At 67.1% G+C, this 20606-nt stretch carries 15 protein-coding genes; 14 read left to right on the forward strand and 1 reads right to left on the reverse strand.

The genetic code is table 11. The features are described from left to right. Nucleotides 1-156: 156 nt before the first annotated feature. On the forward strand, nt 157-1251 hold the full coding sequence (locus AZC_RS08770) for a nucleotidyltransferase family protein (RefSeq protein ID WP_012170218.1): 1095 nt from the start codon (nt 157-159) through the stop codon (nt 1249-1251). A gap of 90 nt (nt 1252-1341) precedes the next feature. Continuing rightward, the gene (gene dnaE / locus AZC_RS08775) at nt 1342-4776 is read left to right on the forward strand and encodes a DNA polymerase III subunit alpha (RefSeq protein WP_012170219.1); all 3435 of its coding nucleotides are present in this window, start codon (nt 1342-1344) and stop codon (nt 4774-4776) included. 36 nt (nt 4777-4812) lie between these two features. On the opposite strand, the gene AZC_RS08780 is transcribed toward dnaE, so the two are convergent. Beyond that, the gene (locus AZC_RS08780) at nt 4813-7659 is read right to left on the reverse strand and encodes a DUF4114 domain-containing protein (protein ID WP_043879114.1); all 2847 of its coding nucleotides are present in this window, start codon (nt 7657-7659) and stop codon (nt 4813-4815) included. 265 nt (nt 7660-7924) lie between these two features. Between AZC_RS08780 and AZC_RS08785 the strand changes: the two genes are divergently transcribed. The 12 genes from AZC_RS08785 to lpxA all read left to right on the forward strand — a co-directional run bounded on the left by AZC_RS08785 (nt 7925) and on the right by lpxA (nt 20601). Beyond that, entirely contained in the window at nt 7925-8926 is a 1002-nt protein-coding gene (locus AZC_RS08785; RefSeq protein WP_012170221.1) for a 30S ribosomal protein S2, read from the forward strand. Nucleotides 8927-9029: 103 nt separating this feature from the next. Continuing rightward, complete coding sequence (tsf, locus tag AZC_RS08790; RefSeq protein WP_012170222.1) at nt 9030-9953, forward strand: translation elongation factor Ts; 924 nt, start codon at nt 9030-9032, stop codon at nt 9951-9953. A 23-nt stretch (nt 9954-9976) separates the two neighbouring features. Continuing rightward, entirely contained in the window at nt 9977-10693 is a 717-nt protein-coding gene (gene pyrH, locus AZC_RS08795; RefSeq protein WP_012170223.1) for a UMP kinase, read from the forward strand. Between the two features lie 258 nt (nt 10694-10951). After that, complete coding sequence (gene frr / locus AZC_RS08800; protein ID WP_012170224.1) at nt 10952-11512, forward strand: ribosome recycling factor; 561 nt, start codon at nt 10952-10954, stop codon at nt 11510-11512. 31 nt (nt 11513-11543) lie between these two features. Further along, a complete protein-coding gene (locus tag AZC_RS08805; RefSeq protein WP_043879115.1) occupies nt 11544-12320 on the forward strand; it encodes an isoprenyl transferase in 777 nt (258 codons plus the stop codon). 5 nt (nt 12321-12325) lie between these two features. Then, on the forward strand, nt 12326-13135 hold the full coding sequence (locus AZC_RS08810) for a phosphatidate cytidylyltransferase (protein ID WP_043880171.1): 810 nt from the start codon (nt 12326-12328) through the stop codon (nt 13133-13135). A 9-nt stretch (nt 13136-13144) separates the two neighbouring features. Continuing rightward, complete coding sequence (dxr, locus tag AZC_RS08815; protein ID WP_012170227.1) at nt 13145-14314, forward strand: 1-deoxy-D-xylulose-5-phosphate reductoisomerase; 1170 nt, start codon at nt 13145-13147, stop codon at nt 14312-14314. Nucleotides 14315-14430: 116 nt separating this feature from the next. Beyond that, on the forward strand, nt 14431-15576 hold the full coding sequence (gene rseP, locus AZC_RS08820; RefSeq protein ID WP_043880172.1) for an RIP metalloprotease RseP: 1146 nt from the start codon (nt 14431-14433) through the stop codon (nt 15574-15576). 169 nt (nt 15577-15745) lie between these two features. Next, complete coding sequence (gene bamA / locus AZC_RS08825) at nt 15746-18172, forward strand: outer membrane protein assembly factor BamA (protein WP_043880173.1); 2427 nt, start codon at nt 15746-15748, stop codon at nt 18170-18172. Nucleotides 18173-18242: 70 nt separating this feature from the next. Continuing rightward, nucleotides 18243-19316, forward strand: a complete 1074-nt coding sequence (lpxD, locus tag AZC_RS08830; RefSeq protein ID WP_012170230.1) for a UDP-3-O-(3-hydroxymyristoyl)glucosamine N-acyltransferase — start codon at nt 18243-18245, stop codon at nt 19314-19316. Then, a complete protein-coding gene (gene fabZ / locus AZC_RS08835; protein ID WP_012170231.1) occupies nt 19313-19789 on the forward strand; it encodes a 3-hydroxyacyl-ACP dehydratase FabZ in 477 nt (158 codons plus the stop codon). Before lpxD ends, fabZ begins: the two co-directional genes overlap by 4 nt. A 2-nt stretch (nt 19790-19791) precedes the next feature. Beyond that, nucleotides 19792-20601, forward strand: a complete 810-nt coding sequence (gene lpxA / locus AZC_RS08840; RefSeq protein ID WP_043879116.1) for an acyl-ACP--UDP-N-acetylglucosamine O-acyltransferase — start codon at nt 19792-19794, stop codon at nt 20599-20601. Nucleotides 20602-20606 lie beyond the last annotated feature (5 nt).

Raw genomic sequence — 20606 nt, forward strand, 5'->3', positions numbered from 1 at the left:
TTTCATGGAATGGGGCGGCGCGAAGGGGCGATGCGCCGCTGCGCATGCGGAACTGTCGGCGCGGGAGCCACCAAACGTCCGATGCGACGATGGATGAATGGCGATAAATCATTTAATATCAACGTATGCAACAGATAGGCCTGATATCCGGGTGGAATGTTGCAGGCGTCGCAACAGGGCGAGCGGAGCGAGGGCTTATCTGTTGATATGGATGATTTCGTTGAACTAAATCCGGATCAGCGTCGGGAGAAGGTGAACTCCGATCAGCGCTACCAGGCCTTGCTGAATGCGCGCGGGGCCCTCGCGGGCTATCGTGGGTCGCTGGTCTGGCATGGCCCTGACGGTTCGCAGCGGCTCATGCGCAGCTACTATGACCGCTCCGGCGCGCGGCGGCAGAAGACGCTTGGCTCGCGGTCACCGCAAACGGAAGCGTTGAAGGCCGAGTGGGATCAGAGGCGGGCGCAAGCCGTCCAGGTTTTCGCGGAACGTCGCGAGACCATGGAACGACAGGCGGCCATCAACCGGGCGCTTCGCCTTGGTCGTGTGCCCCTGATCGCGGCCAAAATCATCCGGGCCCTGGACGAGGCGGGTCTTCTGGGCGCCGGTATTCGCGTGGCGGGGACCAATGCCGTTTACGCTTATGAAGCCGCTGCTGGCGTGTTCGTCGATGCTGGCGTCACCGCCACGCAGGATATCGACCTGCTCATGGATGCCCGGCGGACATTGCGCATATTATCAAGTGAGGATGTCCCGGAAGGCGCTCTCCTCAATCTCCTGCGGCAGGTGGATCGCTCCTTTGAGCGGACACGGGAGACGTTCCGCGCCATCAATCGCGACGGCTATCTCATCGACCTGATCAAGCCCGATCCGCGCCCGCCATGGAAGATGGAGCGCGACAGGATCGGGTCTGGAGAGGATGATCTCGTCGCGGCCTCCATGGAAGGGTTGGCTTGGCTGGAGAACGCGCGTCCGTTTGAGGCCATCGCCATTGATGAAAAGGGCTGGCCCGTGCGCATGGTGTGCCCGGATCCTCGGGTTTTCGCCGCGCATAAGCTTTGGTTGTCTGGCCGGGTGGATCGTGATCCGCCAAAGCGCCGGCGGGATGAAGCTCAGGCGGCGGTGGTTGGGCGGCTGACGGCGGCGTATCTCACCCATCTGCCCTATGAGGGCGACGATTTACGGGTTCTGCCCAAATCCGTCCGCCAATCTGCCGAGCCCCTATTCAGGCACTCCCAATCAACCTTCCCCTAGACCACGCAGGGGAGGCCGACGCTCCCATTCATTCTCTCTCGACCCGTCTCGCCCTAAGATAACCCGCTTCCGACTCGACCGAAGAGCACCATGCGCGATCCCGGCTTCGTCCATCTGCACGTCCATTCCTCCTATTCGCTGCTGGAAGGGGCGCTGACCCTCGGCAAGCTGGCGGATTTTGCCAAGGCGGACGCGCAGCCGGCGCTGGCCCTCACCGACACGGGCAATCTGTTCGGCGCGCTGGAATTTTCCGAGAAGATGTATGGCGCGGGCATCCAGCCCATCGCCGGCTGCTCGCTGGCTCTGGACCTGCCGGAGCCGGTGGCGCCGCGCGGGATCGTACCGAAGAAGCCGCGCATCGTGCTGCTGGCCGCCCGAGAGCAGGGCTGGCGCAACCTCATGACGCTGGTTTCGCGCGCCTATCTGGAAACCCCCGACGGGGAGGAGCCGCGCGTCACGCTCGACTGGCTCTCCGAACTGAACGATGGCCTCATTGCTCTGACCGGCGGGCCGGCGGGGCCGCTCGACAAGGCACTGGTGGCGGGCCATGGGGATGTGGCGGCAAGCCGCCTCGACCAGCTCACCGCCATCTATGGCGACCGGCTCTATGTGGAATTGCAGCGCCACAATTGGGATCCCGAGCGCATCGCCGAGCCGGGCCTGCTGGACCTCGCCTATGCCAAGGGCCTGCCGCTTGTGGCGGCGAACGAGCCCTTCTTCGGCGCCCAGAGCGACTACAACGCCCATGACGCGCTGATCGCCATCGCTGAATCGAAGCTGCTGTCGGAAGGCGACCGCCGTCGCCTCACCCCCGAGCACCGCTTCAAGACCCGCGCTGAAATGCTGGAGCTGTTCGCGGACCTGCCGGAGGCAACCGCCAACACGGTGGAGATCGCCCAGCGTTGCGCCTATCGGGTGCGCACGGCGAAGCCCATCCTGCCGCGCTTCACCTCCGGCGGCGGCGGCGACGCGCTGGCGGAAGAGGCGGCGGAGCTCGAGCGGCAGGCGCAGGAAGGCCTGGCCGCGCGCCTCGCCAAGCACGGCCCGGCGGAGGGGCTCGACACGAAGATCTATGAGGAGCGTCTCGCCTACGAGATCTCCGTCATCACCAAGATGAAGTTCCCCGGCTACTTCCTCATCGTGTCGGACTTCATCAAATGGGCGAAGGCGCACGACATTCCGGTGGGGCCGGGCCGTGGGTCGGGTGCCGGCTCACTGGTGGCCTATTCGCTCCAGATCACCGACCTCGATCCGCTGCGCTTCGGCCTGCTGTTCGAGCGCTTCCTCAATCCTGACCGCGTCTCCATGCCGGACTTCGACGTGGACTTCTGTCAGGACCGCCGCGAGGAGGTGATCGACTATGTGCAGAAGCGCTACGGGCGCTCGCAGGTGGCGCAGATCATCACCTTCGGTACGCTTCAGGCGCGCGGCGTGCTGCGCGACGTCGGCCGCGTGCTGGAAATGCCCTATGGCCAGGTGGACAAGCTCTGCAAGCTGGTGCCGCAGAACCCCGCCAATCCCGTCACGCTGAAGCAGGCCATCGAGGAGGAGCCGCGCCTTCAGGAAGCACGCGACGAGGAGGAGGTCGTCAAGCAGGCCTTCGATATCGCCGTGCGCCTCGAAGGCCTCAACCGACACGCCTCCACCCACGCGGCGGGCATCGTGATCGGCGACCGGCCCCTGCATGAGCTGGTGCCGCTCTATCGCGACCCCAAGTCCGACATGCCGGTCACCCAGTACAATATGAAATGGGTGGAGCAGGCCGGCCTTGTGAAGTTCGACTTCCTCGGCCTCAAGACCCTCACCACCATTACGACGGCGGTGAAGCTGATCCGCCAGCGAGGCATCGATCTCGACATCTCGAAGATCCCGCTCGACGATCCCAAGACCTACGCCATGCTCGCCCGGGGCGAGACGGTGGGCGTGTTCCAGGTGGAAAGCGCGGGCATGCGCCGCGCCCTCGTGGACATGAAGGCCGACCGCATCGAGGATCTGATCGCGCTCGTCGCGCTCTATCGTCCCGGCCCCATGGCCAACATCCCGGTCTATTGCGACTGCAAGCACGGGCGCGCCGAGCCGGACTATATCCATCCGAAGCTCGAGCCTTATCTGAAGGAAACCTTCGGCGTCATCATCTATCAGGAACAGGTGATGCAGATCGCGCAGGCGCTGTCCGGCTATTCGCTGGGCGAAGCCGACCTGCTGCGCCGCGCCATGGGCAAGAAGATCCGCGCCGAGATGGAGAAGCAGCGCGCCCGCTTCGTGGATGGCGCGCAGGAGCGCGGCGTCCCGAAGGCACAGGCGGACACCATCTTCGACTTGCTCGCCAAGTTCGCGGACTACGGCTTCAACAAGTCGCACGCGGCGGCCTATGCGCTCGTCGCCTACCAGACGGCGTGGCTGAAGGCGAACTACGCCACCGAATTCCTCGCCGCCTCCATGACCCTCGACATGGGCAATACGGACAAGCTGGCGGAATTCCGCCAGGAGGCGCAGCGGCTCGGCATCCAGGTGGTGCCGCCGAACATCAATCTCTCGCACCGCGACTTCGCGGTGGTGGACGGCAAGATCATCTACGCCATGGCGGCCATCAAGGGCGTGGGCGGGCACGCGGTGGATGCGCTGGTGGCCTCGCGCGGCAAGGAGCCGTTCACGGATCTTGCGGACTTCGCCAACCGCTTCCCGGTGAAGCACCTCAACAAGCGCACGCTGGAAAATCTCGCCGCCGCCGGCTGCTTCGACGTGCTGGAGAAGAATCGCGCCCGCGTCTTTGCCGCGTTGGATGCGGTGGTGGCCCATGCCCAGCGTGTGGAGGCCGACCGCTCGTCCGGCCAGAACGACATGTTCGGCTCCGGTCCGGTCAAGGCCAAGCTGCCGCTGCCCGACGCCCAGCCCTGGGAGCCGGCCGAGCGGCTGAAGCGCGAATATGACACCATCGGCTTCTTCCTCACCGGCCATCCTCTGGATGACTACGCCCCGGCGCTGAAGAAGATGCGCGTGCAGCAGTTCTCGGACTTCTCCCGCGCCGTGCGGCAGGGCGCGGCGGCGGGTCGGCTTGCGGCGACCGTCGTGTCGCGGCAGGAGCGCAAGACCAAGACCGGCAACCGCATGGGCATCGTCGGCCTCTCGGACCCCTCCGGCCATTTCGAGGCGGTGCTCTTCTCGGAAGGCCTCGCCCATTATCGCGACCTGCTGGAGCCGGGCACGCCGGTGCTGATGATGGTGGCTGCCGAGCTTCAGGGCGAGGACGTGCGCGTGCGCATCCAGTCCTGCGAGCGGCTGGACGAGGCCACCGCCCGCCACCACAAGAACCTGCGCATCTTCGTCAATTCCACCGAGCCGCTGACCGGCATCTCCCGCCGCCTCTCGGGCGGAAAGGGCGATGGCGAGGTGAGCCTCGTGCTGCTGATGGACGGCGGCAAGGCGGAAGTGGAGATCCGCCTCGACGGCCGCTATCCGGTCTCCCCCCAGATCGCGGGGGCCATCAAGGCGATCCCGGGCGTGGTGGCGGTGGAGGCGGCCTGAGGGCAGGCACGGACAGGGGCGGCTTGCCGCCCTTCGTCACACCAGAAGATGGCTGCCCGAGGCGCTGGTGAAATCGAGCTGGACGATCAGGTCGTTATAATCGTGATCGCCGCCGCCATAGAGGTCTTCCCAGCCCCAGGTGTTGAGGCCGTAGCTCCACAGATGGGCGACGTGCTGGCCGTTCACGGTTTCATTGCCCGAGGCGAAGGCCCAGTAGGTTTCGCCGTTGCTGGTGAGCTTCATGGCGATGAGGTCGCCCGCATTCACATGGGCGAGTTCGGTCTGGCTGTAGGCGCCATAACCGGATCCTGAAACGGTCGTCTGGCCGCTGATGGTGCTGTAGGCATGGGCGGCGGCTGCCTCGGCATAGCCCGCCTGTCCGGGGGCGAGGCCGTCCACGGTCCCCGCATAATCGGCCACCTTGTAGAACATGACCGAGACGTCGTTGACGCCATTCTGGCGCAGGCGGACGACAGCGTCGGCATCGTTCGCGCCGTTCGCGGTGGTGGCCACCGCCAGCGGCCGGGCCACTTCCACCGACGAGAGGCCGTCCCCCGAGACGAAATCCACGAAGCCGTAATCGGCCGTGAGCGCGGCCTGATGGGAGGTTGCCGGCGTGCCCGATACGGAGAGGGCGAGTGGTGTCCCGGCGGCGACGCCGGTCTGGACGATCTGTCCCTGGCCATAGCCGTCGAACAGCGTGACGAGCGTGGGCGAGAAATCCGACTGCAGGCTCTGCTGGGCGAGCGCGCTGGTCCAGGCGTAGGGGGACGCGGCGTTGCCCGCGAAGCTGTAGGTGGCCGAGCCGAGCGAGAGGCTCCATTCGCCCGCATGGGAGAGACTGGACTGGAACAGGAGGCTCTGGTCGGCGGTGCTGCTCCAGCCCGCGCTCGCGCCGGAGGAGGGGGCGCCCGCATTCTCCAGCACCGGCGTCAGGTCATAATAGAGCTCGGCGTGGGCGATGGAGGACAGCGCCCGCGCCAGCAGCAGCCCGTTGGGGGAGCCGAGGCCGGTTGTGAGGTCATAGCCCTGGCCGGCCGCATAGCCGAGGCCCGTGGCCGAGATGCCGCCGAGCTGGGGCGAGGTGTAGGTGCTGCCGGGGATGAAGGTGGAGACGTTGTTGCCCGCCGTGATGTCGTTGAAGGAGGCAGGCGCGATGGCGGCGGCGATGTAATAAAGGTCGTTGCTGTAGCCCAGATTGGGCAGCCCCTGATCCTTGAAGATGGCGTTGAATTCGGTGGCGAGCGCGGCCCAGAAGGGCGTCGCGGCGCTGGTGCCGCCGTTGGGATAGACGCCCAGCATGTTCGAGCCCGGCAGGAGATAGCCCATGTTGCCCTGGGACAGGGCCGAGACGTCCGGCGCGCCACGGCCGACGCCGTGGGAAGGATCGGCATCGGTGGGCGTAAGGCCGAAGGCGGTCTGGTAGCCCGGCGTCGCCTGGGTGGTGTCGACGCCGCCGGAGGTGGCGAAATTCTCGCCATAGCCGGGAAACAGGCGGCTCCCGGAGAGGACATACTGGTTCCACACCGTCTCGATGAAGGGCTCGAGCTGGCCCGCACCGACCGGCCAGGCGGTGAGCCCGCCGCGCACCATCTGCCACAGCGTCGCAAGGTCGCCCTGCTGGGCGGCGAGGACCACGCCAGCCAGCGTGCTGTCGGTCTGCGCGGCGGCGAGGGTCGAGACGGAGGTGCCGCCGACCACCATGGCGTAGGAACTCATGCTGCCCGTGAACAGGTTGGTGAGGCCCGTTCCCGTCTCATTGCCCGAGCCGCCGTCGAAGGCGTCGTTGAAGACCGAGATGCCGCGCAGCGCCGCATCGACGAACAGTTCGCGATAGGCGGTGGCGAAGGGCGAACCCGGCGCGAAGGACAGGCCGTCGCTCCAGGACGAGGAGATCACGGCAGGGTTGTTCTGCTGGTCCCAGATGGCGGTCTGGTAGGCGGTGTAGACGGTGTCGCCCGAGCCGACATAAAGCCCGATCAGGCTGTTCGGGACGATGGCACTGACCACGCCCACGTCGAGGGAGCGCTCGTCGGCATTGTCGGCATTGTAGCGCTCGTTCGCGCTGTTCTGGACGTAATAGGCGCCGCTCCCCGGAACCCCGGCCGTCGCCAGATAGGCCTGAAGCCGCGACTGGAAGCTCGGGCCGGGAATGGTGGGGTTCAGCGCATCGCCGATGCCGATCTCGATCAGCGCCAGCGTGCCGGTCTGGTGCGCCGGGCCGCTCAGGGGAAAATTGTAGAGCGCGGCGATGTCCTGCGGGTAGAGCTCGGTGGCACTGGTGCTCTGGTTGCCGGGGCTCTGGGCGCCCTGCGGGAGGGCGACGGTGCTGCTCGTCAGGGCGCTGGTCGCCGGGTCCATGCCATAGTCGAACCAGAGGCCAGCCGTGGATGAGGCGATGGAGGCCGGAAGCGACAGGTCTCCGTTCCAGTAGAGCTGCTCATAGGCGCCGCCGAAGGCCGCCCCCTTCATCAGCGGGGTGCCGAACAGGGTCTGGAAGCCCGCCGCATCCAACGACACCCAGATGGTGCGCGAGGCCGCCGAGGTGACATAGCCGCCGGTGCCGGTCTCGTCCCCGAGCACCGTGCCGATTCCCCCGAGCTGGGTCTTCACCGTATTGAAGGTGCCAGTGTCGGCGCCGTAGGTGGTCCACAGGGTCCCGTTGGCCTGCATCTGAGCGAGGGTCGCCTGCCGCGTGCCCCAGTCGGCATTGAGGAGCGCCGTCGGATCGTTCGCGCGGTTGAGCACCACGGCAACCGTGATGTGGGCGTTGCCGGTGACGGGCTGTGTGTTGGTGAGGCCGTAGGCTGTGGCCGGATCCGTCACGGACGCGGGAATGGTGCCGTAGCTCGTGAAATCCAGATAACTGGAATTGGCGACCATGGCCCCGATCCTTCCCCACCGTCCGGACGGCATCGTCCCACGAAACGGGAGCGTGTTTAAGGGGGAGGGGAGGACTTCTGCCACCGCAAGCCGAGGCCGTGCCCTGCGCATGGCAGCCTGTGGGCAGCGCGGGCTTGCCTCAGGCCGGCCCTTCCGCTATTAGCCGCGCCATTCCGCACGCGGACACAGGGCATGTCGCCCATCCGGTGCCTTCGTCCCTGACGGGTCGAGGGTACGTCCGCGGAGGCTCAACCGGAGACATAAGATGGCTCTTCCTGACTACTCCATGCGTCAGCTCCTGGAAGCTGGCGTGCACTTCGGCCACCAGTCGCACCGCTGGAACCCCAAGATGTCGCAGTACATCTTCGGCGTCCGCAACAACATCCACATCATCGACCTGTCGCAGACCGTGCCGGCGCTGCATCGCGCGCTGCAGGCCGTGTCCGACACCGTGGCCCAGGGTGGCCGCGTGCTGTTCGTGGGCACGAAGCGTCAGGCGCAGGACCAGGTGGCCGATGCCGCCCGCCGCTCCGCGCAGTATTATGTGAATTCCCGCTGGCTCGGCGGCATGCTGACCAACTGGAAGACCATTTCCAATTCGATCGCCCGCCTGAAGAAGCTGGAAGAGATGCTCTCCGGCCCCGAGCAGGGCGGTTACACCAAGAAGGAGCGCCTGACGCTCTCCCGTGAAAAGGAGAAGCTCGAGCGCGCCCTCGGCGGCATTCGCGACATGGGCGGCCTGCCCGACCTGCTGTTCGTGATCGACACGAACAAGGAAGACATCGCCGTGAAGGAGGCCCAGCGCCTCGGCATCCCGGTGGCGGCCATCCTCGACACCAATTCCGATCCGGACGGCATCACCTATCCGGTTCCGGGCAACGATGACGCCGGCCGCGCCATCCAGCTCTATTGCGACCTCGTCGCCCGCGCCGCCATCGACGGCATCGGCCGTGGCCATGTGGACCTCGGTGTGGATCTCGGCGAGACCGAGGCCCCGCTCTCCGAGGGCCTGCCGGCCGAGCCGAGCCTGTGGTCCACCTTCGAGCCCCTCTCCGGTCCCCGCGGCGTTGCCGACGACCTGAAGAAGCTCACCGGCGTGAGCCCCGAGATCGAGCAGAAGCTGAACGACCTCGGCGTGTTCCACTTCTCGCAGATCGCCGGCCTCGACAGCGTCGATGCCCAGCGCGTGGGCGAGGAAGTGGGCCTGCCGGGCCGCGTGGACGGCTGGATCGCCCAGGCCAAGGAGTTCTCCGCCGAGGCGGAGTGATCCCTTAAAGGCCTTTTGAGTTCTGGTTTAGGGGCGCAGCCCCGGCGGCCGGTCTGGGAAACACTCAGGCCGGCCGTGGTATGAGAAGAAGAGGAAGCTGAGCATGGCCGCGATCACTGCAGGGCTCGTGAAGGAACTGCGCGACAAGACCGGCGCCGGCATGATGGACTGCAAGGCGGCGCTCACCGAGAACAACGGCGACATCGAGGCCGCCATCGACTGGCTGCGCAAGAAGGGCCTTGCCAAGGCCGCCAAGAAGGCTGGCCGCGTGGCCGCCGAGGGCCTCGTCGCCGTCGAGTCGTCCGGCCACTATGCCGCCGCCATCGAGGTGAACGCCGAGACCGACTTCGTCGCCCGCAACGCCGATTTCCAGGCGTTCGTGCGTGAGGCCGCCAAGGTGGCCCTCAACACCGACGGCTCCATCGAGGCGGTCGCCGCCGCCCACTTCCCGGGCGAGAGCGTCACCGTCGCCGATAAGCTGGCCACCCTGATCGCCACCATCGGCGAGAACATGACGCTGCGCCGCTCGGTGCGCCTCACGGTCTCGGCCGGCGTGATCGCCACCTACGTGCACGGCGCCGTCTCCGAGGGGCAGGGCCGCATCGGCGTGCTCGTGGCGCTCGAGTCGCAGGGCGACGTGGAGAAGCTCTCCACCCTCGGCCGCCAGATCGCCATGCATGTGGCCGCCCTCAACCCGCTGGCGCTCGACGCCTCGGGCATCGACGAGGCGACCATCGCCCGCGAGAAGGCCATCCTGCTCGAGAAGCATCAGGGCAAGCCGGCCAACGTGCAGGAGAAGATCGCCGAGAGCGGCATGAAGACCTACTTCAAGGAGGTCACCCTCCTGGAGCAGCCCTTCGTGCATGACGGCTCCAAGTCGGTCGCTCAGGTGCTGAAGGAGAACGAGGGCTCGGTCGGCGCGCCGATCACGCTCAAGGGCTTCGTGCGCTATGCCCTCGGCGAGGGCATCGAGAAGGAAGAGAGCGACTTCGCGGCCGAGGTCGCTGCTGCGGCTGGCCAGTCCTGACCGCCGGCGAAGGCGAAACGGCAATGCCGGGCCTTCCCTATCCACGCATCCTGGTCAAGGTCTCGGGCGAGGCCTTGATGGGATCGGAACCGTTCGGGCTTCATCCCCCGACGGTTGCCCGCATCGCCCGCGAACTCGTAGCCGCGCGTGAGCTCGGCTGCGAGGTGGCGGTGGTCGTGGGCGGCGGCAACATCCTGCGTGGCGCGCGGGTGGCGGGCGAGGATCTCGACCGCTCCACCGCCGACCACATGGGCATGCTGGCCACCGTGATGAACTGCCTGGCGCTGGAAGCGGCGGTGGAGGCGGCGGGCCAGCCCGCACGCACCATGTCCGCTATTCCGATGCCGACGGTGTGCGAGCCCTACGCCCGCCAGCCGGCCCAGCGCCACCTGCGGCGCGGCCGCGTCGTGCTTCTGGCCGGCGGCACCGGCAATCCGTACTTCACCACGGATACGGGCGCCGTGCTGCGCGCGGCGGAGCTCGACTGCGACGCCGTGCTCAAGGCCACCAATGTGGACGGCGTGTACACCGCCGACCCCAAGACCGACCCGACCGCCACCCGCTACGAGCGTATCACCCACGATCAGGCCCTGGCCTATGATCTCAAGGTGATGGATGCGGCGGCCTTCGCCCTTGCCCGCGAGGCGTCGCTGCCTATCATCGTGTTCTCCATCCGCGATCCGGGCGCCATCGTGGCGGCGGCGCAGGGAGAGGGGCGCGTGACGGTGGTTTCTCCCTGAGGTTCGATGCGCGGCTGGTGACGGGCTTGAGGCCCGCGCCGGCCGCGTTCGCGTTGCCGCCGGGCGATCGCCGGAGGATCATCGTCGGGTGATCTTGGGGTTTCGCGGCGGCGGGCTGCGATCGGATCACCCTTGACAGGGATGCCGGACGCGACCCATTCCAGCCTCGGTTTTCTGCAGGATCGGCGGCGCGCCGCCACCTCCCGCACCAGTCGCCGGCGCGTCCGTCGCGCCGCGAGAATACGATAGAGGACAGCCATGACCACCGCCTTCGACATTGCAGACATCAAGCGCCGCATGGCCGGTGCCGTTACGTCCCTGAAGCAGGAACTGGGTGGTCTGCGCACCGGTCGGGCCTCCGCCAGCCTGCTGGAGCCGATCACGGTGGATGCCTACGGCGCCAACATGCCGCTGGCCCAGGTGGCCACCGTCTCCGTGCCCGAGCCGCGGCTGCTCTCGGTGCAGGTGTGGGATCGCGGCATGGTCAATGCCGTGGAGAAGGCGATCCGCGACAGCAACCTCGGCCTCAACCCCAACACCGAGGGCCAGACCCTGCGCATCCGCATCCCGGAGCTCAATGAGGAGCGCCGCAAGGAGCTGGTGAAGGTCGCCCACAAATATGCCGAGGCCGCCCGCGTCGCCGTCCGCCATGTGCGCCGCGACGGCATGGACCTGCTGAAGAAGCTGGAAAAGGACAGCGCCATCAGCTCCGACGACATGGAGCGCCTGTCCAAGGACGTGCAGAAGGCGACCGACGAGACCATCTCCGAGGTGGATCAGACCCTCGCCCACAAGGAAAAGGAAATCCTCTCGGTCTGAGAGCGGTTTCGGCTTGGCGGGGGAGCGGCCCATGTCCCGGGCAGATGGCGTGCAAGACAGCGTCCCGGAGGCCGGTTCCCCGTCCTGTCCGGCGGGCGTGCCCGTCCATGTGGGCATCATCATGGATGGCAACGGCCGCTGGGCCACCTCGCGCAAGCTGCCGCGCGTGGAAGGCCATCGGCGCGGGGTGGAGGCGCTGCGCCGCTGCGTGCGCTCCGCCCGCGAGATCGGCATCCGGTTTCTGACCATCTACAGCTTCTCGAGCGAGAACTGGTCGCGCCCGGTGAGCGAGATTTCCGAGCTCATGGGCCTGCTGCGCCGCTTCCTGCGCCATGACCTCGCCGAACTGCACGCCGCCAACGTGCGCGTGCGCATCATCGGCGAGCGCGCCTCGCTCTCCCGCGACCTGTCCGCCATGCTGGACGAGGCCGAGGCGCTGACCGCCGCCAACACCGGCCTCACGCTCGTTGTCGCTTTCAATTACGGCAGCCGGCAGGAGATTGCGGAAGCCGCAGCCCGCCTTGCGGCGGAGGTCGCCGCCGGCACGCTGCGTCCGGAAGAGATCACGGCCGACCTGCTGGGCAGCCGCCTTCTCACGGCAGGCATCCCCGATCCCGACCTCATCATCCGCACCAGCGGCGAGCAGCGGCTTTCCAACTTCCTGCTGTGGCAGGCTGCGTATGCGGAACTTGTCTTCCTGCCCATCTACTGGCCGGACTTCGACCATGCGGCGCTGCTCGGGGCGCTTCAGGAATATGCCCGGCGCGACCGCCGGTTCGGCGGACTGACCGCCCGCACCGGCAGTTGATCCCCGTGGTCATTGGACCGGACCTCAAGCAGCGCACGCTGTCAGCCATCGTGCTCGCCCCCGTGGTTCTCGCGACCACCGTCTTCGGCGGGCTGCCTTTCCTTCTGCTCTGGACGCTCGCCGGTACCGGCGTTCTGCTGGAATGGTGCGGGGTTGCGCGCCTCAGCCCCCGTGTGCCTTATCTCGCCATCGGCTTTGTGGTGATCGCGGCCTGCGCCGGCCTGAAGGCGGTGGGGCTGCCCGAGAGCGTGCCGCTCGTCCTTCTCGTCGGCCTTGCCGTCTGCGCCCTGCTGGTACGGCCGCGCCTGTGGGCGGCGCTGGGCCTCGTCTGTGCCGCCGCCTGCGCCTTCCCCGTGGTGGTGCTGCGCGGCGACGATCAGGTGGGCCTCCTCAGCGTCTTCTTCCTGTTCGCGGTTGTCTGGGGCACCGACATCGGCGCCTATTTCACCGGCCGGATCGTCGGCGGACCGAAGCTCTGGCCGCGCCTCTCGCCCAACAAGACCTGGTCCGGCGCCATCGGCGGCGCCGTGTTCGGGACGCTGGCGGGCACCGGCGTCGCGCTGGCGGGCGGGCTGCTCTTCTCGCCCGTGCTGTTCCTCATCGGCCTTCTGCTGAGCGTGATCTCGCAGTCGGGCGATCTTGCGGAATCGGCCTTCAAGCGCGCCTTCGGCGTGAAGGATGCCGGCTGGCTCATTCCCGGACACGGCGGCATTCTTGACCGGCTCGATGGCTTTGCCGCCGCCGCGCTGGCGGCGCTCGTGATCGCCGTGCTTCACGGCGGCCCGACGCCCGCCGCCGGTCTGCTTCTCTGGTAGGACATTGCCATGACTTCGGTTTCCATCCTCGGCGCCACGGGTTCGGTCGGCCGCAGCACCGTCAGGGTGCTGGAGGGGGAACGGGAGCGGTTCCGGGTGGAGGCGGTGGCGGGTGGTCGTGATGCGGCCGGGCTCGCCGAGCTTGCCATCCACCTCGGGGCCAAGTTCGCCGCCGTGGCCGATGATGCGGCCGGTGCCGAGCTGAAGGCCCGGCTCGCCGGCACGGGGATCGCCTGCGGCGCCGGCCGGACGGCGGTGCTTGAGGCGGCGGCGCGGGATGCGGATATCGTGGTGGCGGGCATTTCCGGCATTGCGGGCCTTGAGCCGACCGTCGCGGCGTTCCGCGCCGGCCGGCGGATCGGCGTCGCCAACAAGGAATGCCTCGTGGCCGCCGGTGCCTTCTTCACGGCCGAGGCGGAGCGGGTCGGGGCGGAGATCTTCCCCGTCGATTCCGAGCACAATGCCATCTTCCAGGCCCTGTCCGCGGGGCCGCGCGCGGCCGTGGAGAAGGTGCAGATCACCGCGTCGGGCGGACCGTTCCGCACCGCCCCGCGCGAGGCGATCGCCAAGGCCGGGCCGGCGGCGGCGCTGAAGCACCCCAACTGGTCCATGGGGGCCAAGATCACCATCGATTCGGCCACGCTCATGAACAAGGGGCTGGAACTGATCGAGGCGCACCACCTCTTCGGCGTGCCGCCGGAGCAGCTCGAGGTGATCGTCCATCCCGAATCCATCGTCCACGGTCTGGTGGCGTTCGAGGACGGGTCGGTGGTGGCGGTGCTCGCCATGCCCGACATGGCCCTGCCCATCGCCCATTGCCTCAGCCATCCCGGCCGTCTGCCCACCACGTGCCGGAAGCTCGACCTTGCCGCTCTCGGCCGCCTCACCTTCGAGGCGCCGGATCTCGACCGCTTCCCGTGCCTGAGCCTCGCGCTGTCCGCGCTGGGGGAGGGGGGGGCGGCACCGACGATCCTCAACGGCGCCAATGAGGTGGCGGTCGCCGCCTTCCTCGAAGGCCGCATCGGCTTCTACGGAATCAGTGCCATCGTCGAGGAAACGCTGGCGCTGGCGACGCGCGGTGCGGCACCCGCATCGGTTGCCGAGGCGCTGCAACTCGACGCCGAGGCGCGGCGCATTGCCCTTTCCCTCTTGCCTAAGTTTGCCGCAAAGGCATCCTAAAGGCAGGGTCAGGCATGCCTCGGCGGTTATGACGGGGTGTGCCTGGATGCGGATCGGCGGCCGACGGCGGGCGCGGGACGCGTTCGGCGCCGCAGGCCGCGAGCAAGGACGGGATGATGGACGTGTTGTCGGGACTGGGTTCCATGGGACATTCCCTGCTGGGATATGTGATCCCCTTTCTCTTCGTCCTGACGCTGGTCGTCTTCTTCCATGAGTTGGGGCACTTCTGGGTGGCCCGCCGGGCGGGCGTCCGGGTTCTGACCTTCTCCCTCGGCTTCGGTCCGGAACTCTTCGGCTTCAACGACCGCCACGGCACGCGCTGGCGCCTCGCCGCGATTCCCCTCGGCGGCTTCGTGAAATTCTATGGCGACGAGGATGCCGCCTCGACGCCTGATCCGGTGAAGCTGGCGCAGATGTCGCCGGCCGAGCGGCGGCAGAGCTTCTTCTACCAGCCCCTGCGCTGGCGCGCGGCCATCGTCGCGGCGGGCCCGGTCGCCAATTTCATCCTGGCGATCGTCATCTTCGCCTTCGTCTTCATGGTGTTCGGCCGGCAGGTGAGCTCGCCGCGCGTCGATCAGGTGGCGCCCTCCAGCGCCGCCGAGCGGGCGGGCTTCAAGGCGGGCGACCTCATCCTCACCATCGACGGCACGCCGGTGGAGAGCTTCTCCGACATGCAGCGCATCGTCGGTTCCAGCGCCGGCAGCCCGCTCACCTTCAAGGTGGATCGCGGCGGCGCGCCGGTGGAACTGTCCGCCACGCCGGAAATGCGCGAGGTGAAGGACGCCTTCGGCAATGTCCACCGCATGGGCATGCTCGGCATTTCCCGCTCGCTGGCCGCCGCCGACGTGGTGACCCGCCGCTACGGCCCGGTGGAAGCCGTGGCCATGGGCGCGCAGGAGACCTGGTTCGTGGTCGCCCGCACCTTCGATTATCTGGGGGGCCTCATCTCGGGCCGGGAATCGCCCGATCAGCTGGGCGGGCCCATCCGCATCGCCCAGGTATCGGGGCAGGTGGCCACCTTCGGCTTCGGCGCTCTTTTGTCGCTGGCGGCCGTTCTGTCGGTGTCGATTGGACTTCTTAACCTCTTTCCCATCCCGCTGTTGGATGGGGGGCATCTCCTGTTCTACGCTGTGGAGGCAGTTCGCGGGCATCCTCTGAGTCCGCGGGCGCAGGACATTGGCTTTCGCATCGGCCTCGCCATCGTGCTTATGCTCATGGTGTTCGCCACCTGGAACGACGTGGTCCATATCGCCACCATGTGAGTCCCCACAGGGGCTCGTGGCGTTGGCGCAACGGTCGCGGGAAAAGCGGAAGCCTTTGTTGGGGCGGGCGTTTGCAGTGCACGGAAAAGGCTGTAAAAGCGCCTCGAAGGTGGAGAATCCGGGGGTGCGCCCCTGGGTTGAGAACAACGAATTCAAGGTTGCGCGCCATATGACTGCTCCGGCACGGGTGTTCGTAAAACTGGCCGCCGTCCTCGGCATCGCTTTCGCGACCGCGGTGACGACGACCGCCGGATCAATGGTGGTGGCCTCGCCAGCAATGGCGCAGTCGGCTTCCATCGTGGTGCAGGGGAATCGGCGTGTGGACGCCGATACGATCCGCTCCTACTTCAATCTCAAGCCCGGCGAGGGCCTGACCTCCGCGAAGATCGACGATGGTGTGAAGGCGCTCTATGCGACCGGCCTCTTCGCGGACGTCCGGGTCTCGCAGCAGGGTGGCCGCACCGTCGTGACGGTGGTCGAGAACGAGGTGATCAACAAGATCGCCTTCGAGGGCAACAAGAAGATCAAGGACGAGCAGCTCTCCGGCGAGATCCAGTCGAAGGAGCGCGGTCCCTTCTCCAAGGCGCTCGTGCAGGCTGATACCCAGCGCATCGTCGATCTCTATCGCCGCACCGGCCGCACCGACGTGAAGGTCAACCCGGTCACCATCGACCGCGGCAACGGCCGCGTCGACCTCGTCTTCGAGATCAACGAAGGCGAAAAGACCGGCGTGAAGGACATCAAGTTCGTCGGCAACAAGGCCTTCTCGGACTGGAAGCTGAAGGACGTCATCTCCACGACGACCACCAACTGGCTGTCCTTCCTGAAGTCCACCGACGTCTATGACGCCGACCGCGTGAACGCCGACCAGGAACTGCTGCGCCGCTTCTACCTGAAGAACGGCTATGCGGACTTCCGCATCGTGTCGGCCTCCGCCGAGCTCGATCCGGGCGGCGCCGGCTACGTCATCACCATCGTCCTGGACGAGGGCGCGCAGTACAAGTTCGGCAAGGTGGATGTGGTCTCCAACATCCGCGACGTGCCGGCGTCCAGCCTGCGCAACGCCCTGCGCGTGAGCGACGGCCAGATCTACAACGCCGAACTCGTCGAGAAGACGGTCGAGAACCTGACCATCGAGGTGTCGAAGAGCGGCTACGCCTTCGCCCAGGTGCGTCCGCGTGGCGACCGCGACTTCGAGAACAAGCGCATCAACGTCACGTTCGTGGTCGAGGAAGGCCCGCGCGTCTACGTCGAGCGCATCGAGATCCGCGGCAACACCCGTACCCGTGACTGGGTTATCCGCCGCGAGTTCGATATCGGCGAAGGCGATGCCTACAACCGCGTCCTCGTGGACCGCGCCGAGCGCCGCCTGAAGAACCTCGGCTACTTCAAGACCGTGAAGATCACCAACGAGCCGGGCTCCGCGCCCGACCGCGTGATCCTCGTGGTGACCGTGGAAGACCAGCCCACCGGCGAGTTCTCCATCTCCGGCGGCTACTCGACGGCGGACGGCTTCATCGGCTCGGTCTCGCTGGGCGAGAAGAACTTCCTCGGCCGCGGCCAGTACGTCAGCATCTCCGGCTCTCTCGGCCAGTACTCGCAGGGTGCCCAGTTCTCCTTCACCGAGCCGTACTTCCTCGGCTATCGCGTGGCGGCGGGCTTCGACCTCTACTGGAAGGAGACTTCGGCGAACTCGTACACGGTGTATGACAGCCAGACCATCGGCGGCGGCGTCCGTCTCGGCCTGCCCATCACCGACGAGGTCACGCTGGCTCTGCGCTACAACCTCTACCAGCGCGAGCTGAGCCTCCCGAACTGCACGACCTTCTATGGCACCGCCCTCACCGCGCAGAACTGCGGCGTGTCCTGGGCGATCATCGAGGCCGTGCAGCAGGGCCAGACCATCACCTCCGTGGTGGGCTACACCCTCTCGTTCAACGGGCTCGACAGCAACATCAACCCGACCAGCGGCCTCTATGCCGAGCTGAAGCAGGACTTCGCTGGTCTGGGTGGTGATGTGAACTTCGTTCGCACAACCGGCGATGTCCGCTACTACTATCCGCTGATCTACGACTCGATCCTGTTGCTGCATGGTCAGGCTGGTTACGTCTCCGCTTGGGGCGGCAAGGACCTCCAGATCATGGACAACTTCTTCATGGGTCCGAATCTGGTCCGCGGCTTCGCGCCCTCCGGCATCGGTCCGCGCGATCTGGCGAACTACAACCAGGATGCCCTCGGCGGCACGACCTACTGGGGTGCTTCGGCTGAAGTGCAGTTCCCGCTCTCCTTCCTGCCGAAGGATGTGGGCATGAAGGGCGCCGTCTTCTTCGACGCCGGCTCGGTCTATGGCTACACCGGCCCGACCACCTTCGCTTCCGCCGGAACGGCCAACTTCACGGTCTGCCCGTCGAACAGCCAGAACAAGATGGGCGCCATCTGCGTGGCCGACGACAACGTCATCCGTACCTCGGTCGGCGCCAGCTTGATCTGGCAGTCGCCCTTCGGTCCGCTGCGCTTCGACTATGCCTGGGCGCTGACGAAGGCCTCCTACGACGACCTGCAGGCGTTCCGCTTCTCCGGCGGCACCAAGTTCTGATCGTCGTTACATCGGTCCATCACGGGCGTCGCCGGCTGAGGCCGGCGGCGCCCGAACCACATTTTAGGTCATGAGCGAACCCGCATTCTTCCCCCTTCCGACGCCGCTGACGCTGGATGAGGTGGCTGCGCTGAGCGGCGCGCGCCTCGCCCGTCCCGGCGCGCAGGACGCCCTGCGCCTGACGGGTGTCGGAACCCTGGCGGACGCCGGCCCGAGCGAACTCGCCTTCCTCGACCAGTCCCGCTATCTGGCGACGCTGGGCACCGCCCGCGCCGGCGCCATCATCACCAGCGAGAAGTTCGCAGGCGAAGTGCCCGAGGCCATCGCGGTCCTGGTATCGCCGCGCCCCGCCAGCGCCTTCGTGGCCGTGACCCGGCAGCTTTTCCCCCAGGCCCTGCGGCCGCAGCCGGTGTTCGGCCACACCGGCATCGCCCCCGGCGCCTTCATCCATCCCACCGCCAGCCTTGAGGCAGGGGTGACCGTCGATCCCGGCGCGGTGATCGGCCCCGGTGCCGAGGTCGGTGCCGGTTCGGTCATCTGTGCCAATGCCGTGGTGGGTGCGGGCGTGCGGATCGGCCGGGACAGCACCATCGGGGCCGGCGTCAGCCTTTCCCATGCGCTGGTCGGCAATCGCGTCATCGTCCATGCCGGCGCCCGCATCGGGCAGGACGGCTTCGGCTATCAGCCCGGCCCCGGCGGCCACCTGAAGGTGCCGCAGATCGGCCGCGTGGTCCTTCAGGACGACGTGGAAGTCGGCGCCGGCTCCACCATCGACCGCGGCGCGCTGCGCGACACGGTGATCGGGGAGGGGACCAAGATCGACAATCTGGTCCAGATCGCCCACAACGTGGTCATCGGTCGCCACTGCATCATCGTCTCCCAGACCGGGATCTCCGGCAGCACCACACTGGGCGATTTCGTGATGCTTGGCGGGCAGGTGGGCGTGGTCGGCCACTGCACCATCGGCGATGGCGCCCAGATCGCCGCCTCCAGCAATGTGAAGGGCGATGTGCCCCCCGGCGTGCGCTGGGGCGGGTCTCCGGCCAAGCCGGTGCGCGAGTGGTTCCGCGAAATGACCACCTTGAAGAAGCTGGCTGAGTCGAGGGCGCGTTCCGGCGCCGCGACGCCGGGGGAAGAAGAATGAGCGAAGAAACCAAGGCGGACGAGACGAAGGTTCTGGACAGCATCGACATCCTGCGCATCCTGGCGCTCCTGCCGCATCGCTATCCGTTCCTGATGGTGGACCGGATCGAGGCGATCGACAGCGATCTGTCCTGCGTCGGCTACAAGAACGTGACGGCCAACGAGCCGCACTTCCAGGGTCACTTCCCGAACAATCCGGTCATGCCGGGCGTGCTCATCATCGAGGGCATGGCCCAGACGGCGGGTGCCATCTGCATCCATGCCAAGGGCGCCGACCGCAAGCCTTCGCTGGTCTATTTCATGACCATCGACGAGGCGAAGTTCCGTCGCCCGGTCCGCCCCGGCGACGTGCTCGAATATCACATGACCCGCCTCAACAAGCGCCGCAACATGTGGTGGTACCGCGGCGAAGCCCGGGTGGGCGGAGAAATCGTGGCGGAGGCGCGTGTTGGCGCCATGATCGCCGAGGAGTGAACGTGGCCCTGATCGACCCGACTGCCCGCGTTGCCGATGGCGCGTGGCTCGCCGATGATGTGGAAGTTGGACCCTACTGCATCGTCGGCCCCGATGTGACCCTTGAGGACGGCGTGCGCCTCCACGCGCACGTGAACGTGCAGGGCGTGACCACGCTGGGCGCCCGCACGCAGGTCTATCCCTTCGCCTCGCTCGGCACGCCGCCGCAGTCGGTGCATTACAAGGGCGAGAAGACCAGCCTCGTGGTTGGCACCGACTGCCAGATCCGCGAGCACGTGACCATGAACACGGGCACGGCGAGCGGCCGCGGCGTCACCCGCGTCGGCAACAACTGCATGCTCATGACGGCCGCCCATGTCGCCCACGACTGCCTGGTCGGAGACAACGTGATCTTCGCCAACAATGCGACGCTCGGCGGCCATGTGGAGGTGGGCGACAACGTCTTCCTCGGCGGCCTCAGCGCGGTGCATCAGTTCGTGCGCATCGGCGCGCAGGTGATGATCGGCGGTGTCACCGGCGTGCGCGAGGATGTCATCCCCTTCGGCTACGCCATCGGCCAGAACGCCAATCTGGTTGGCCTCAATGTGGTGGGCATGAAGCGGCGCGGCTTCTCCAAGTCGGAACTGCACGCCGCCCGTGCCGCCTATCGTGATCTCTTCTTCGGCGAAGGCACGTTTGCCGAGCGGCTCGCCGGCCTGCGGGAGCGGCAGGACGCCTCACCCTTCATCAAGGCGCTGGTCTCCTTCGTGGATGCGGGCGGCAAGCGCGCCCTCTGCCATCCCTCGCGTGGGGTGGTGGCGCAGGAGGACTGACGCAG

Source organism: Azorhizobium caulinodans ORS 571, from assembly GCF_000010525.1.
Classification (GTDB): Bacteria; Pseudomonadota; Alphaproteobacteria; order Rhizobiales; family Xanthobacteraceae; genus Azorhizobium; species Azorhizobium caulinodans.